The following is a 14,977-nucleotide window of genomic DNA, read 5'->3' on the forward strand; positions in this document are numbered from 1 at the left end:
GGGCCGCAGAGCGGCCCCGGCGATATCTGCTGCGAAGCTGAAAATCTGGGGCCGCTACGCGCCCCTTTCGCGGCACAAGGCCGCTCCTACAGGGGGCGCGTTCTTGCGACCCATGCCATCGCCTGCTAAACCTTACTGGAGTTGCATTCGCCATCATCGAAGGAATCGCTAGCATGGCAGTCGAGACTGATTTTTCGCAGGAAGGGAAAAAGCTGACAATCAAGATCAAGGGGCGCTTCGATTTCGGCAAGCATCAGGAATTTCGTGACGCCTACGAACGCCAGCCGTACCGGCCCGATTCGGTGATCGTTGACCTGAAAGACACCACCTACCTCGACAGTTCCGCGCTCGGCATGCTGCTGTTGCTCAGGGACCACGCGGGCGGCGATGAGTCGGACGTGCGCGTGGTGCATGCCAGCTCTGATGTGCGCAAGATCCTTGCGATCTCCAATTTCGAAAAACTCTTCGACATCAGTTGAGCGTCGACATGCCCGCCGAACAGGCGTTGACAGTGCTGGTCGCCGAAGACGGAGCCGCCGACCGACTGCTGTTGGCGCAGATCGTGCGACGCCAGGGCCATCAGGTGGTCACCGCAGAAAATGGCGAGCAGGCGGTGGCGCTGTTCGTCGAGCGGCGCCCGCAGCTGGTGCTGCTGGATGCACTGATGCCGGTGATGGATGGCTTTGAGGCGGCGCGGCAGATCAAGGCCCTGGCTGGCGAGGCGCTGGTGCCGATCATTTTCCTGACGTCGCTGAATGAAGAAGAGGGCCTGGTGCGTTGCCTGGAGGCCGGGGGCGATGATTTCATGGCCAAGCCTTACAGTGCGGTGATCCTCGGCGCCAAGATTCGCGCCATGGACCGCCTGCGCCGGCTGCAGGCTACCGTGCTGGAGCAGCGCGACCAGATCTCCCGGCACCACCACCACCTGCTCAACGAGCAGCGGGTGGCCAAGGCGGTGTTCGACAAGGTGGCTCACTCCGGATGCCTGTCTGCCCCCAACATCCGCTACCTGCAATCGCCCTATGCGCTGTTCAATGGCGACCTGATGCTGGCCGCGTTCACGCCGGCCGGTGACATGCGCGTGCTGCTCGGCGATTTCACCGGCCACGGCCTGCCGGCGGCGGTGGGGGCCATGCCACTGGCAGAGGTGTTCTACGGCATGACTGCCAAGGGCTACGGCATGGCGCAGATCCTGCGCGAGATGAACGCCAAGCTCAAACGCATCCTGCCAGTGGACATGTTCTGCTGTGCGCTGCTGCTCGACCTCAGCTTGCAGCGTGGCGCAGTAGAGGTGTGGAATGGGGGCATGCCCGATGGTTATCACTTGTCGATTGATGGCCAGGTGCTATCATCGCTGAGGTCGCGGCACCTCCCACTGGGCATCCTGGCTGCGGAGCGTTTCGATGACAGCACCGAAGTGTTGCCATTGGCGCCGGGTGAGCGGCTGTTATTATTGTCGGACGGCGTGCTGGATACCGCCGATGACCAGGAGCGGTTATTCGGCGTGCGGCGCCTGCGTACGGTGCTGGCCGACAATCGCGACCCGGAGCGGCTGTTCGATGAGGTGATGCAGGCATTGAAGCGCTTTGGCGGGCGCCCGCGGGACGATATCAGCCTGTGCGACATTCGCATGTTCAGCGCTGAGGAGCGGGTGCCGGCGCCGATCATCTACTCTGATAGCGGCCGCTCCAGCCCGCTGGACTGGTCGCTGGGGTTCGAGGTGCGGGGCGAAAGCCTCAAGCGCTTCAATCCGGTGCCGTACCTGGTGCAGTTGTTGCAGGAAATTCACGGCCTGCGCGCACGCACCGGCAGCCTGCACGCAGTGCTCAGCGAACTGTATTCCAATGCGCTGGAGCATGGGGTGCTGGGCCTGGATTCGCGGCTCAAGCGCGATGGGCAGGGGTTTGCCGACTATTACCAGGAGCGCGCCCGGCGTCTGGGTGCGTTGACCGACGGGTTCGTGCGCATCGACTTTACGGTTGAACCGCACGCCGATGGCGGGCGTCTGATAGTTGAGGTGCTCGACAGCGGCGCCGGGTTCGACGTGCAGCGTGTGCTGTCGCGGCCTTCGCTGGCGCACGGCCTGAGCGGGCGTGGCCTGAACCTGGTCCAGCGGCTGGCCAGCAACGCCCGCTGGAGTGAGGACGGGCGTCGCGCGCATGTGGAGTTCATATGGTGAGCCACAGGTTGGCTCGGGCATAATCTGGCTTGATCAAGGAGTGAGCAAGTGACTGACATGCATATTGACCACAAGGTCCTCAGTGACCTGCGTGAAGTCATGGAAGATGGCTTCCTGCAGTTGGTGAAGACCTTTCTCGACGATTCCGAGCGGCGCTTGAGCCAGTTGCACGCGGCCAAAAGCGCCGAAGAGCTCGGTGCTGCCGCCCACAGTTTCAAGGGCAGCAGCAGCAACATGGGCGCAGTGGCCCTGGCGCGCTTGTGTCAGCAACTGGAAGACCGCGCCCGGCAGCGCCCACTGTATGGTATCGAAGACCTGATCAACCGTATCGATCTGGAATATGGCGTGGTGCAGCGCTTCTACCGTGATGAGCAGCAGCGTATTTCTGCAGGCTGATGCGTGAGTTGGCGCGAGTCTTGCTTTTCTCTGGCTGGATGATTTTACTGTTCCTGGCGCGGAGACCGCTCAATGCCTGTCGCACCCAACCCTTTGTTGCAAGCCAACGCCATTAAAAGCACCTCGCGTTCGGCCACCGCGCAGGCGGATAAACCGCTGCAGGCGTTGGGTGACAAGGGTGACGGCTTTGGCCAGGTGATGGCCAGGCAGGGGCGTGACAAGGCCGCTGGGCAAAATGACAAGGTCGCCCCGGCCCAACCCAAGGACAAACCTGAGGCGGCAGCGGGGGGCAAGAAAGAGCCCGCCGAGAAAACTGCGGTTGCCGATGACGGCAACAAGTTGCCAGCTGATGACGCTGCCCAGGCCGATACCGCGCTGCGTGATGCCAGCCTGGTGGCCGGCCAGGTCACCGACGCCCAGCCTGGCGCCCAACTGATCCAGGCGCAGGCCGAGGCTGTCGCGCCGGTGCTGCAGGCGGCCACGGCGCAGGCTGCGGCACTGCCCGAAGCGCCATCTGCCGAAGAAGCCTTCGACCCCGATGCCGACCCGTTGGCCAACCTGCCAACCTTGCGCCTGGCGCTGGAGCACAGCGCCCAGGCCAAAGGCGCTACCTCGGCGCATGCCCTGGACCCGTCCCGCGCCCAGGGCGAAGATGGGCAGGCAACCGTCAATACCTTGGCGAACCTGGTGGAGCATGCCGAGGGTGAAGCGGGTGAGTCGGGTGACAAGGCTTTTGGTGCCCTGCTTGAAGATGGCCTGAAAGACACCAAGAGCGCCGATAGCGACACCCGCATCGATGATTTTGCCAACCGCCTGGCCAGCCTGACCCAGGCTGCCACGGCCAAGACCGCCAACGCCGTACCGGCCAATGCCGGCCCGCTGCACCAGCCATTGCCGATGAACCAGGGCGCCTGGGCCGAGGGCTTGGTCAACCGGGTCATGTACTTGTCCAGCCAGAACCTCAAGTCGGCGGATATCCAGCTGGAGCCGGCCGAGCTGGGCCGTTTGGATATTCGCGTCAATGTTGCGACGGACCAATCGACCCAAGTCACCTTCATCAGCGGCCACGCCGGTGTGCGTGATGCACTCGACAGCCAGGTGCACCGCTTGCGCGAACTGTTCGCCCAGCAGGGGCTGGCGCAGCCAGATGTCAACGTGGCCGACCAGTCGCGCGGGCAGCAACAGCAGCAGGGGCAGGCGCAGGGCAGCAACCTGTCCGGGGTGGCGGCACGGCAGGCGGAGCAGGGTGGGGCCGAGCCAGTCGAAAGCGCCCGACCTGTGGAACAGCAAGTGGTTATCGGCGACAGTGCGGTTGATTACTACGCGTGATGCATGGCTGGGGGGTTTTGGCGCCTACTTAGATCGAGCGCCGCCCGCGCGGCGCATCGCGAGCTGCGCTCGCTCCTACGTTTGTTTCGGGCCAGTATTGCCTGGGCCGGGCGCGCGCGACCGCTTGGTTTTCAGGACGTGATAACGTGCCATGCGCCCAAGCGTACGCGCGCAAATGCCACAGGATTAATTGGCCCGCAACAAACGTAGGAGCGAGCGCAGCTCGCGATGCGCCGCGCGGGCGGCGCTCGATCTCACCGCCGTAAAATCCCTGAAGCCGAATTCTGGCATAACACTTGCTCAAGCCAAGCCATCCACCTTTGAACCCCCGATGGACGACGGATTATTGGCATGGCGAAGAGCGAAGCAGTCAAAGACCCCGCCACTAAAGGCAAACTCAAGCTGATCCTGCTGGCGGTCGTAGGCCTGTTGCTGGCGATCGGCCTTTCGGTGGGCGCTACCTGGTTCATCATGCACAAGAGCGAGTCGGCCCCGGCCGCCGAGCCTGCCGCCGGCAACGTCAAGCCTGCGGCGATCTACGAGGCGCTGACCCCGGCATTCGTGGTGAATTTCAACCAGAACGGCCGCCAGCGCTACATGCAACTGAGCATCACGATGCAGGCGCGTAACCAGGCTGACCTGGATGCCCTGAAGGTGCACATGCCGGTGATCCGCAACAACCTGGTGATGATGTTCTCCGGGCAGGGTTTCGACACCCTGGCCAGCAGCCCGGTCGGGCAGGAGATGTTGCGCCAGAAGGCTACCGCAGTGGTCCAGGAAGTGGCGCAGAAGGAAGTCGGCAAGCCGGTCATCGACCAGTTGCTGTTCACCAATTTCGTATTGCAGTAGGAGTCCGCAATGGCCGTACAGGACCTGCTGTCCCAGGATGAAATCGATGCCCTGTTGCACGGCGTCGACGACGGGCTGGTGCAGACCGAAAGCGCATCCGAGCCTGGCAGTATCAAAAGCTACGACCTGACCAGCCAGGACCGTATCGTACGGGGTCGCATGCCGACCCTTGAAATGATCAACGAGCGCTTCGCCCGTTACACCCGTATCAGCATGTTCAACCTGCTGCGCCGTTCTGCCGACGTGGCCGTGGGCGGTGTGCAGGTGATGAAGTTCGGCGAATACGTGCACTCGCTGTACGTGCCGACCAGCCTCAACCTGGTGAAGATCAAGCCGCTGCGCGGCACCTCGCTGTTCATCCTCGATGCCAAGCTGGTGTTCAAGCTGGTAGACAACTTCTTCGGTGGCGATGGCCGCCACGCCAAGATCGAAGGCCGCGAATTCACCCCTACCGAACTGCGCGTGGTGCGCATGGTGCTGGACCAGTGCTTCGTCGACCTCAAGGAAGCCTGGCAGGCGATCATGCCGGTCACCTTCGAGTACATGAACTCCGAAGTCAACCCGGCCATGGCCAACATTGTCGGGCCCAGCGAGGCAGTGGTGGTGTCCACCTTCCACATCGAACTGGACGGCGGTGGCGGCGACCTGCACGTGACCATGCCGTACTCGATGATCGAGCCGGTGCGGGAAATGCTCGATGCCGGTTTCCAGTCCGACCTGGACGACCAGGACGAGCGCTGGGTCAAGGCCCTGCGCGAGGACGTGCTGGATGTGGCCGTGCCCCTGACCGCCACGGTCGCCCGCCGCCAGCTGAAACTGCGCGACATTCTGCACATGCAGCCTGGCGACGTGATCCCGGTGGAACTGCCCGAGCACCTGGTGCTGCGTGCCAACGGCGTGCCGTCGTTCAAGGCGCGCCTGGGTTCGCACAAGGGCAACCTGGCCCTGCAGATCATCGACCCGATCGAACGCCGCTGACGGCGTGCCGGTCGCTCATAACGAATTGAATGCCTGTAGAGGAAACCATGGCTAACGAAAACGAGATCACCTCCGCAGAGGACCAGGCGCTGGCCGATGAGTGGGCTGCGGCCCTTGAAGAGACCGGCTCGGCGGGGCAGGCCGACATCGATGCGCTGCTGGGCGGTGACACCGGCAGCAGCGGCGGCCCCGGCCGCATGCCGATGGAAGAGTTCGCCAGCTCGCCGAAGCCGAACGAAAACGTCAGCCTCGAAGGCCCGAACCTGGATGTGATCCTGGACATTCCGGTGAACATTTCCATGGAAGTGGGCAGCACCGAGATCAACATCCGCAACCTGCTGCAGCTCAACCAGGGCTCGGTGATCGAGCTTGACCGCCTGGCCGGCGAGCCGCTGGACGTGCTGGTCAACGGCACACTGATTGCCCATGGCGAAGTGGTGGTGGTCAACGAGAAGTTCGGCATTCGCCTGACTGACGTGATCAGCCCCAGCGAACGTATCAAGAAGCTGCGCTGAGTGAAGGGCACGATGCGCGCCTTTGCGGCGTTCGCTGCGCTGCTGGCCAGCCAGGCCTGTCTGGCTGCAGCCACGCCGGCGGCAACCCCGGCGACGGCGCCTGGCAGCCTTGGCGGTCAGTTGGCGCAGATGGTCTTCGGTCTGCTGCTGGTGGTGGGCCTGATCTTCTTTCTGGCCTGGGTGCTGCGGCGCATGCAGAGCACGGCGGTGAAGGGCGGGCAGGTGATCGAGATCGTCGGCAGCCGGGCCATCGGCCCGCGTGACCGCCTGCTGCTGGTGCAGGTGGGCAAGGAGCAGATCCTGATTGGCCATACCCCTGGTAGCATCGAGGCCTTGCACGTGCTGGCCGAACCCGTGGAAGTGCCGGCTGGCGCACGTCAGGCAACGCCGGAGTTTGCCCAGCGGCTGATGGAGCTGATGGGTAAGGACCCTAAGGACAAGTTGTGATGAGCGGCCCGCTGCGTATGTTGTTGACTTTGGCGCTGCTGCTGGCTGCGCCGCTGGCCCTGGCCGCCGACCCGTTGTCGATCCCGGCCATTACCCTGTCCAACGGGGCGGACGGGCAGCAGGAGTATTCGGTCAGCCTGCAGATTCTGCTGATCATGACGGCGCTCAGCTTCATCCCGGCGTTCGTCATCCTGATGACCAGTTTTACCCGCATCATCATCGTGTTCTCGATCCTGCGTCAGGCCCTGGGCCTGCAGCAGACGCCGTCCAACCAGATCCTGACCGGCATGGCGCTGTTTCTGACCATGTTCATCATGGCGCCGGTGTTCGACCGGGTGAACCAGGACGCCCTGCAGCCGTACCTCAAGGAGCAGATGACTGCCCAGCAGGCCATCGACAAGGCCCAGGTGCCGCTCAAGGACTTCATGCTGGCGCAAACCCGGCAAAGCGACCTGGACTTGTTCATGCGCCTGTCCAAGCGCACCGACATCGCCGGCCCCGATCAGGTCCCGCTGACGATTCTGGTGCCGGCATTCGTTACCTCCGAGCTGAAAACCGCGTTTCAGATCGGCTTCATGATCTTCATCCCGTTCCTGATCATCGACATGGTCGTGGCCAGTGTGCTGATGGCCATGGGTATGATGATGTTGTCGCCGCTGATCATCTCGCTGCCGTTCAAGATCATGTTGTTCGTGCTGGTGGATGGCTGGGCGCTGATCATGGGCACCCTGGCCAGCAGTTTCGGCGGCGTCTGACGCCGTCAAGGAGAGCCGCCGATGACACCCGAAGTAGCCGTCGACCTGTTCCGTGACGCCCTGTGGCTGACCACCCTGATGGTCGCTGTGCTGGTGGTGCCGAGCCTGCTGGTGGGCCTGGTGGTGGCGATGTTCCAGGCCGCCACGCAGATCAACGAACAGACCCTGAGCTTTTTGCCGCGCCTGCTGGTAATGCTGGTTACGCTGATCGTTGCCGGGCCATGGCTGGTACAGAAGTTCATGGAGTACATCACCACCCTCTACACCAACATCCCGCAGCTCATCGGTTGACGCTGACATGCTGGAGCTGACCGACGCGCAGATCGGCACCTGGGTCGCCACCTTCATCCTGCCGTTGTTCAGGGTGACTGCGGTGCTGATGACCATGCCGATCTTTGGCACTCGCATGCTGCCGGCGCGGGTGCGCCTGTACGTGGCGGTGGCCATTACCGTGGTGATCGTGCCGGCGCTGCCGCCGCTGCCCGAATTCGACCCGCTGAGCCTGCGAGGCCTGTTGCTGTGTGGCGAACAGATCATCGTCGGCACGCTGTTCGGCCTGGCCCTGCAGTTGCTGTTCCAGGCTTTCGTGATTGCCGGGCAGATCGTCGCGGTGCAGATGGGTATGGCCTTCGCCTCGATGGTCGACCCCGCCAACGGCGTGAACGTCACGGTGATCAGCCAGTTCATGACCATGCTGGTAAGCGTGCTGTTCCTGTTGATGAACGGCCACCTGGTGGTGTTCGAAGTACTGACCGAAAGCTTTACCACCTTGCCGGTGGGCAATGCGCTGGTGGTCAACCAGTTCTGGGAACTGGTCGGGCGAGTGGGTTGGATGTTTGCGGCCGGCCTGCTGCTGATCCTGCCGGTCGTCGCCGCCTTGCTGGTGGTGAACATCGCCTTTGGCGTGATGACCCGAGCCGCGCCACAGTTGAACATCTTCTCCATTGGCCTCCCGTTGACCCTGGTCCTGGGCATGCTCATTTTCTGGGTGGGTCTGGCCGATGTGCTGTCCCACTATCAGGCATTGGCCAGCGAAGCGCTGCAATGGCTGCGTGAGCTGGCGAGGGCGCGCTGAGCATGGCAGAAAGCGAGAGCGGTCAGGACAAGACAGAAGACCCCACCGAGAAACGCAAGCGCGATGCCCGCGAGAAAGGCGAGATCGCGCGCTCCAAGGAGCTGAACACGGTGGCGGTGACCTTGGCTGGCGCTGGAGGCCTGCTGGCGTTCGGCGGTCACATGGCCGAGACGTTGCTGAGCATCATGCGCATGAACTTCAGCCTCACGCGCGACATCATTGTCGACGAGCGGGCAATGGGCGCCTTCCTGCTGGCCTCGGGCAAGATGGCGATATGGGCGGTGCAGCCGGTGCTTATCCTGCTGTTCGTGATTTCCTTCGTTGCGCCCATTGCCCTTAGCGGTTTCCTGTTCTCGGGCAGCTTGCTGCAGCCAAAATTCAGCCGCATGAACCCTCTGGCGGGGATCAAGCGGATGTTCTCGGTGAATGGCTTGACCGAGCTGCTCAAGGCGCTGGCCAAGTTCTTCGTGATTCTGGCGGTGGCGGTGGTGGTGTTGGTCAGCGACCGCCAGGCGTTGTTGTCGATCGCCAACGAACCGCTTGAGCAGGCGATCATTCACAGCCTGCAGGTGGTGGGCTGGAGTGCGTTGTGGATGTCGGCCGGGCTGCTGCTGATTGCGGCGGCGGACGTGCCCATCCAGCTGTACCAGACGCACAAGAAAATGAAGATGACCAAGCAGGAAGTGCGCGACGAGTACAAGGACAGCGAGGGCAAGCCCGAGGTCAAGCAACGTATTCGCCAACTGCAGCGCGAGATGTCGCAGCGGCGCATGATGGCGGCGGTGCCGCAGGCCGATGTGATCATCACCAACCCGACGCACTATGCGGTGGCCCTGCAGTACGACCCGGAGAAGGGCGGGGCAGCACCCTTGCTGCTGGCCAAGGGCACCGACTTCATGGCCCTGAAGATTCGTGAGATTGGTGTGGAGCACAAGATCCAGATCCTCGAATCGCCGGCGCTGGCGCGGGCGATCTACTACTCCACCGAGCCTGAGCAGGAAATCCCTGCCGGCTTGTACCTGGCCGTGGCGCAGGTACTGGCCTATGTGTTCCAGATCCGCCAGTACCGCGCTGGCAGGGGCAAGCGGCCAGAGCCGTTGAAAGAAGACCTGCCGATCCCGCCGGACCTGCGCCGCGACAGTTGACCTTGTGTCAGGGCTTCTGGCCCTTTCGCGGGCACAGGAAACATAAATCTCCCACCGAGCAAAGTTGGAAGGCTTCTTGCAAAGCCACGCCCAGGCGCCCCCTGGGCGTCAAAGTTTTGCATCAAGAGGACTCGCGGTGGATCGCACTCAGTTAATCAGCAACGCCCGCAACAACCTGGCCGGCCTCGGCCGGGGCAATCTGGGTGTGCCGTTGCTGCTGCTGGTGATGTTGGCAATGATGATGTTGCCGATACCGCCGTTCCTGCTCGACGTGTTCTTCACCTTCAACATCGCCCTGTCGATCGTGGTGCTGCTGGTCTGCGTGTACGCCCTGCGCCCACTGGACTTTGCCGCCTTCCCCACCATCCTGCTGGTGGCCACGCTGTTGCGCCTGGCCCTGAACGTGGCGTCCACCCGTGTGGTCATGCTGCACGGCCAGGAGGGCCACGGTGCTGCCGGTAAGGTAATCCAGGCCTTCGGTGAGGTGGTGATCGGCGGCAACTACGTGGTCGGTGCCGTGGTGTTTGCCATCCTCATGATCATCAACTTCGTGGTGGTGACCAAGGGTGCCGGGCGTATTTCGGAGGTGAGCGCGCGTTTCACCCTCGACGCCATGCCCGGCAAGCAGATGGCCATTGACGCCGACCTCAACGCCGGCCTGATCGACCAGGCCCAGGCCAAGCACCGCCGTGCCGAGGTGGCGCAGGAGGCGGAGTTCTACGGCTCGATGGACGGTGCCAGCAAGTTCGTGCGCGGTGACGCCATTGCCGGCCTGCTTATCCTGTTCATCAACCTGATTGGCGGCATGCTGATCGGCATGCTGCAGCACGGCATGAGTTTCGGTGATGCCGGCAAGGTGTACGCCTTGCTGACCATCGGTGACGGTTTGGTGGCGCAATTGCCATCCCTGCTGCTGTCCACTGCCGCCGCAATCATGGTTACCCGTGCCTCGGGCTCCGAAGACATGGGCAAGCTGATCAACCGGCAGATGTTCGATTCGCCCAAGGCGCTGGCGGTGTCCGGCGCGCTGATGATCGTCATGGGGCTGGTGCCTGGCATGCCCCACGTGGCCTTCCTCGGCCTTGGCCTGCTGGCCTGTGGCGGTGCCTACCTGGTGTGGAAGAAGCAGCACAAGGCCAAGCTGGACGCGCAGCAGGAGGCGCAGCGGCAGCAAGACCTGCTGCCCTCGCCGCAGCGCGCGCTTGATACCAAGGAACTGGGCTGGGACGACGTGACGCCCATCGACATGATCGGCCTGGAAGTCGGCTACCGGCTGATCCCGCTGGTCGACCGCAACCAGGGCGGCCAGTTGCTGGCGCGGATCAAGGGTGTGCGCAAGAAGCTGTCCCAGGACCTGGGTTTCCTCATGCCCACCGTGCATATTCGCGACAACCTCGACCTGCAGCCCAGCGCCTATCGCCTGACCCTGATGGGGGTAATCCTGGCCGAAGCGGAGATTTACCCGGACCGGGAGCTGGCGATCAACCCTGGGCAAGTGTTCGGCACCCTCAACGGCATTGCCGCACGCGACCCGGCGTTTGGCCTGGAGGCGGTGTGGATCGATGTCGGCCAGCGTTCACAGGCGCAGTCGCTGGGCTACACCGTGGTCGACGCAAGCACCGTGGTGGCCACCCACCTCAACCAGATCTTGCAGAAGCACTGTCACGAGCTGATCGGCCACGAAGAGGTTCAGCAACTGCTGCAGGTACTGTCCAAGGCATCGCCTAAACTTGCAGAAGAGCTGGTGCCCGGTGTCATTTCCTTGTCGGGCCTGCTCAAGGTGCTGCAAGCGCTGTTGTCGGAACAGGTGCCGGTGCGCGATATTCGCAGTATTGCCGAAGCCATCGCGAACAACGCCGGCAAGAGTCAAGATACCGCCGCGCTGGTGGCGGTGGTGCGCGTCGGATTGTGTCGCGCCATCGTGCAAAGCATTGTCGGCGTTGAGTCGGAGCTGCCAGTGATTACCCTGGAGCCAAGGTTGGAACAGATTTTGCTCAATAGTCTGCAAAGGGCCGGGCAGGGTCAGGAAGATGGTGTTCTTCTGGAGCCGAGCATGGCCGAGAAGCTGCAACGTTCGCTGATCGAAGCGGCCCAGCGTCAGGAAATGCAGGGCCAGCCGGCCATCCTGCTGGTCGCCGGCCCGATCCGCGCCATGCTGTCGCGTTTCGGTCGCCTGGCTGTACCGAATTTGCATGTGCTGGCGTATCAGGAAATACCGGACAACAAGCAAGTCACCATCGTTGCCACCGTGGGCCCTAACGGCTGAGGTAGTGGATAATGCAAGTTAAGCGATTTTTCGCCGCCGATATGCGTCAGGCCATGAAACTGGTCCGTGACGAGCTGGGCGCCGATGCCGCGATCATTGGCAATCGCCGCATTGCCGGTGGTGTCGAACTGACGGCCGCGCTGGACTACAAGCTGTCCGCCCTGGCCCCGCGCGTGCCTAACGCCGAGCTGGAACAAGAGCTGCGCAAGACCCACACGCGCATCGCTACCGCCCAGGCCGAGCTGGACCACCGCCAGGACAGCAGCGACAACAACCGCCAATTGTTTGCCGGGCAGTCGCTGACGGCCGCCGAGCCGTTGATCGAGCCGCACGTCGATGCCCCTGAGCCCGCCGCTGCCCCGGCTGCCGCGCCGGTCGACCCGCGCCTGTTCGATGCGATGCGCTCCGAGCTGTCGGGCCTGCGCGAGTTGCTGGAAGTGCAGCTCGGTTCGCTGGCCTGGAACCAGCTGCAAGGCAGCAAGCCACAGCAGGCCAATCTCTGGCGCCGTCTGCAGCGTATCGGCCTGTCCGGGCCGATCGCCCGTGAGCTGCTGGACCTCACCACCGAGATCGAAGAGCCTCGCCAGGCTTGGCGCATGCTGCTGGCGCACCTGGCGCGGATGATCGAAATGCCGGAAATCGAGCCGATCGAAGAGGGCGGGGTGATTGCCATGGTCGGCCCTGCCGGCATGGGCAAGACCACTACCCTGGCCAAGCTGGCTGCCCGCTACGTGCTCAAGTACGGCGCGCAGAACCTGGCGCTGGTGAGCATGGACAGCTTTCGTATCGGCGCGCAGGAGCAGCTCAAGACCCTGGGCCGCATCCTCAACGTGCCAGTGACCTACGTCGACCCGGGCCAGTCCCTGGCCGCGGCGCTGGAACCGCTGTTGCGCAAGCGCGTTGTGCTGATTGATACCGCCGGCCTGCAGGCCAGCGACCCGGCACTGCGCATGCAGCTGGAAACCTTGGCCGGGCGTGGCATTGCCGCGAAGAATTACCTGGTGCTGGCCACCACCAGCCAGAAACAGGTGCTGACCGCCGCCTACCACAGCTACAAACGTTGTGGTCTGGCCGGTTGCATCCTGACCAAGCTGGATGAAACGGCAAGCCTTGGCGATGTGCTGAGCCTTGCCATCAGTCATGAACTGCCCGTGGCCTACCTGACCGATGGCCCGCGCATTCCTGACGACCTGCACCTGCCGCGCGGCCACCAGCTGGTCTCCCGTGCGGTCAATGTGCAGCAGCAGGACGAGCCCAGCGAAGAGGCCATGGCCGACATGTTCGCTGATCTCTATCACAACCCCCGGCGAGCGGGTTGACCATGAAGCGTGTGCAAAGTAGCTATGCCAAGGGGTACGCAGAATTGCCCCACGTGTGGCCTGAGTCCCAGCGAGACAAGGTAAAGAACAGACATGGGTAGCATGCATCCCGTACAGGTGATCGCCGTGACCGGTGGCAAAGGTGGCGTCGGCAAGACTAACGTTTCAGTGAACTTGTCCCTGGCGCTGGCCGAGCTTGGCCGCAGGGTCATGCTGCTGGACGCCGACCTGGGCCTGGCCAACGTCGACGTGTTGCTGGGCCTTACCCCCAAACGTACCCTGGCCGATGTCATCGAAGGGCGCTGTGAGCTGCGTGACGTGATGTTGCAGGGCCCTGGCGGCGTGCGCATCGTCCCCGCAGCCTCGGGCACCCAGAGCATGGTGCACCTGGCCCCGGCCCAGCATGCCGGTCTTATCCAGGCGTTCAGTGAAGTCGGCGACAACCTCGACGTGCTGGTGATCGACACTGCAGCGGGGATTGGTGAGTCGGTGGTCAGCTTCGTTCGCGCCGCCCAGGAAGTGCTGCTGGTAGTGTGTGACGAGCCCACCTCGATCACCGATGCCTACGCCCTGATCAAACTGCTCAACCGCGACTACGGGATGAATCGTTTCCGTGTGCTGGCCAACATGGCGCAGAGCCCGCAGGAAGGGCGCAACCTGTTCGCCAAGCTGACCAAGGTCACCGACCGCTTCCTCGATGTGGCCCTGCAGTACGTGGGTGCCGTGCCGTACGACGAGTGCGTGCGCAAGGCGGTGCAGAAGCAGCGCGCCGTCTACGAAGCGTTCCCACGCTCCAAGTGCGCGCTGGCCTTCAAGGCGATTGCCCAGAAGGTTGACAGTTGGCCGCTGCCGGCCAATCCGCGCGGTCACCTGGAGTTCTTTGTCGAGCGTCTGGTGCAGCCCACCAGCGCGGGACCCGTGCTATGAATGCCAGCGGCTTCAAGATGTACAGCCGGGCAGCGAAAGACGGCCAGTACGAGCTGATCGAACGCTACGCCCCGCTGGTGAAGCGCATTGCCTACCACCTGTTGGCGCGGTTGCCGGCCAACGTGCAGGTCGAGGACCTGATCCAGGCCGGCATGATCGGCCTGCTTGAAGTGGCCAACAAGTATGACGCCAGCAAAGGCGCCAGCTTTGAAACCTATGCCGGCATCCGCATCCGCGGGGCCATGCTGGACGAGGTGCGCAAGGGCGACTGGGCACCGCGTTCGGTGCACCGCAATACCCGCATGGTCAGTGACGCGATGCGTGCCGTTGAAGCCAGAACCGGTCGAGACGCTAAAGATCATGAAGTTGCTGCCGAACTCCAGTTGAGTCTCGATGATTACTACGGGATCTTGAACGATACCTTGGGCAGCCGCCTGTTCAGCTTTGACGACCTGTTGCAGGACGGCGAGCACGAAGGGCTGCATGAGGATGGCGCCAGTGGCCACGTCGAACCTGCACGTGGCCTTGAGGACGAACGCTTCCAGGCTGCCCTGACCGAGGCCATTGCCAACCTGCCGGAGCGTGAGCGCCTGGTACTGGCGCTGTACTACGACGAAGAGCTGAACCTCAAGGAAATCGGCGAGGTGCTTGGGGTCAGCGAATCGCGGGTCAGCCAGTTGCACAGCCAATGTGCCGCGCGCCTGCGTAGCCGCTTGGGGGAATGGCGGGCACGTTGAGCCCGGGGTCGTTGCAGTCGTTTTCCACGTGCGTTTTCCACGTTGTACCGAATTGAATGA

16 protein-coding genes are annotated in these 14,977 nt (G+C 63.1%); all 16 read left to right on the forward strand.

Annotated features, from left to right (window positions below):
- Positions 1-173 precede the first annotated feature (173 nt).
- A complete protein-coding gene (locus AC07XM_RS13590; RefSeq protein ID WP_016488428.1) occupies positions 174-479 on the forward strand; it encodes an STAS domain-containing protein in 306 nt (101 codons plus the stop codon).
- Positions 480-487: 8 nt separating this feature from the next.
- A complete protein-coding gene (locus AC07XM_RS13595; protein ID WP_102688981.1) occupies positions 488-2,179 on the forward strand; it encodes a fused response regulator/phosphatase in 1,692 nt (563 codons plus the stop codon).
- A gap of 48 nt (positions 2,180-2,227) precedes the next feature.
- The gene (locus AC07XM_RS13600) at positions 2,228-2,575 is read left to right on the forward strand and encodes an Hpt domain-containing protein (RefSeq protein ID WP_016488426.1); all 348 of its coding nucleotides are present in this window, start codon (positions 2,228-2,230) and stop codon (positions 2,573-2,575) included.
- A gap of 72 nt (positions 2,576-2,647) precedes the next feature.
- Positions 2,648-3,904 (forward strand): flagellar hook-length control protein FliK, encoded by a 1,257-nt coding sequence (locus tag AC07XM_RS13605; RefSeq protein WP_096426592.1) that lies wholly within the window; start codon positions 2,648-2,650, stop codon positions 3,902-3,904.
- 351 nt (positions 3,905-4,255) lie between these two features.
- Positions 4,256-4,753: a flagellar basal body-associated protein FliL gene (gene fliL, locus AC07XM_RS13610; RefSeq protein ID WP_016488424.1), complete on the forward strand. Its 498-nt coding sequence runs from the start codon at positions 4,256-4,258 to the stop codon at positions 4,751-4,753.
- 9 nt (positions 4,754-4,762) lie between these two features.
- On the forward strand, positions 4,763-5,731 hold the full coding sequence (gene fliM / locus AC07XM_RS13615; RefSeq protein ID WP_013973595.1) for a flagellar motor switch protein FliM: 969 nt from the start codon (positions 4,763-4,765) through the stop codon (positions 5,729-5,731).
- Between the two features lie 47 nt (positions 5,732-5,778).
- Complete coding sequence (gene fliN / locus AC07XM_RS13620) at positions 5,779-6,246, forward strand: flagellar motor switch protein FliN (protein ID WP_023048288.1); 468 nt, start codon at positions 5,779-5,781, stop codon at positions 6,244-6,246.
- A gap of 12 nt (positions 6,247-6,258) precedes the next feature.
- Entirely contained in the window at positions 6,259-6,693 is a 435-nt protein-coding gene (fliO, locus tag AC07XM_RS13625) for a flagellar biosynthetic protein FliO (protein ID WP_102688987.1), read from the forward strand.
- On the forward strand, positions 6,693-7,448 hold the full coding sequence (gene fliP, locus AC07XM_RS13630) for a flagellar type III secretion system pore protein FliP (RefSeq protein WP_016488421.1): 756 nt from the start codon (positions 6,693-6,695) through the stop codon (positions 7,446-7,448). Before fliO ends, fliP begins: the two co-directional genes overlap by 1 nt.
- Positions 7,449-7,469: 21 nt before the next feature.
- Positions 7,470-7,739 carry a flagellar biosynthesis protein FliQ gene (gene fliQ / locus AC07XM_RS13635; RefSeq protein ID WP_016488420.1) on the forward strand — a complete coding sequence of 90 codons (270 nt, stop codon included), beginning with the start codon at positions 7,470-7,472 and terminating at the stop codon, positions 7,737-7,739.
- 7 nt (positions 7,740-7,746) lie between these two features.
- Entirely contained in the window at positions 7,747-8,523 is a 777-nt protein-coding gene (gene fliR, locus AC07XM_RS13640) for a flagellar biosynthetic protein FliR (protein ID WP_016488419.1), read from the forward strand.
- A 2-nt stretch (positions 8,524-8,525) separates the two neighbouring features.
- Positions 8,526-9,668: a flagellar biosynthesis protein FlhB gene (gene flhB / locus AC07XM_RS13645; protein WP_060519412.1), complete on the forward strand. Its 1,143-nt coding sequence runs from the start codon at positions 8,526-8,528 to the stop codon at positions 9,666-9,668.
- A 136-nt stretch (positions 9,669-9,804) separates the two neighbouring features.
- Complete coding sequence (flhA, locus tag AC07XM_RS13650; protein ID WP_016488417.1) at positions 9,805-11,934, forward strand: flagellar biosynthesis protein FlhA; 2,130 nt, start codon at positions 9,805-9,807, stop codon at positions 11,932-11,934.
- An 11-nt stretch (positions 11,935-11,945) separates the two neighbouring features.
- Entirely contained in the window at positions 11,946-13,253 is a 1,308-nt protein-coding gene (flhF, locus tag AC07XM_RS13655; RefSeq protein ID WP_016488416.1) for a flagellar biosynthesis GTPase FlhF, read from the forward strand.
- A gap of 93 nt (positions 13,254-13,346) precedes the next feature.
- Complete coding sequence (fleN, locus tag AC07XM_RS13660; protein WP_016488415.1) at positions 13,347-14,180, forward strand: flagellar synthesis regulator FleN; 834 nt, start codon at positions 13,347-13,349, stop codon at positions 14,178-14,180.
- The gene (gene fliA, locus AC07XM_RS13665) at positions 14,177-14,917 is read left to right on the forward strand and encodes an RNA polymerase sigma factor FliA (protein ID WP_016488414.1); all 741 of its coding nucleotides are present in this window, start codon (positions 14,177-14,179) and stop codon (positions 14,915-14,917) included. The genes fleN and fliA overlap by 4 nt, the downstream gene beginning before the upstream one ends.
- Positions 14,918-14,977: the final 60 nt, after the last annotated feature.

It is taken from the genome of Pseudomonas sp. GW460-LB5 (genome assembly GCF_059423245.1).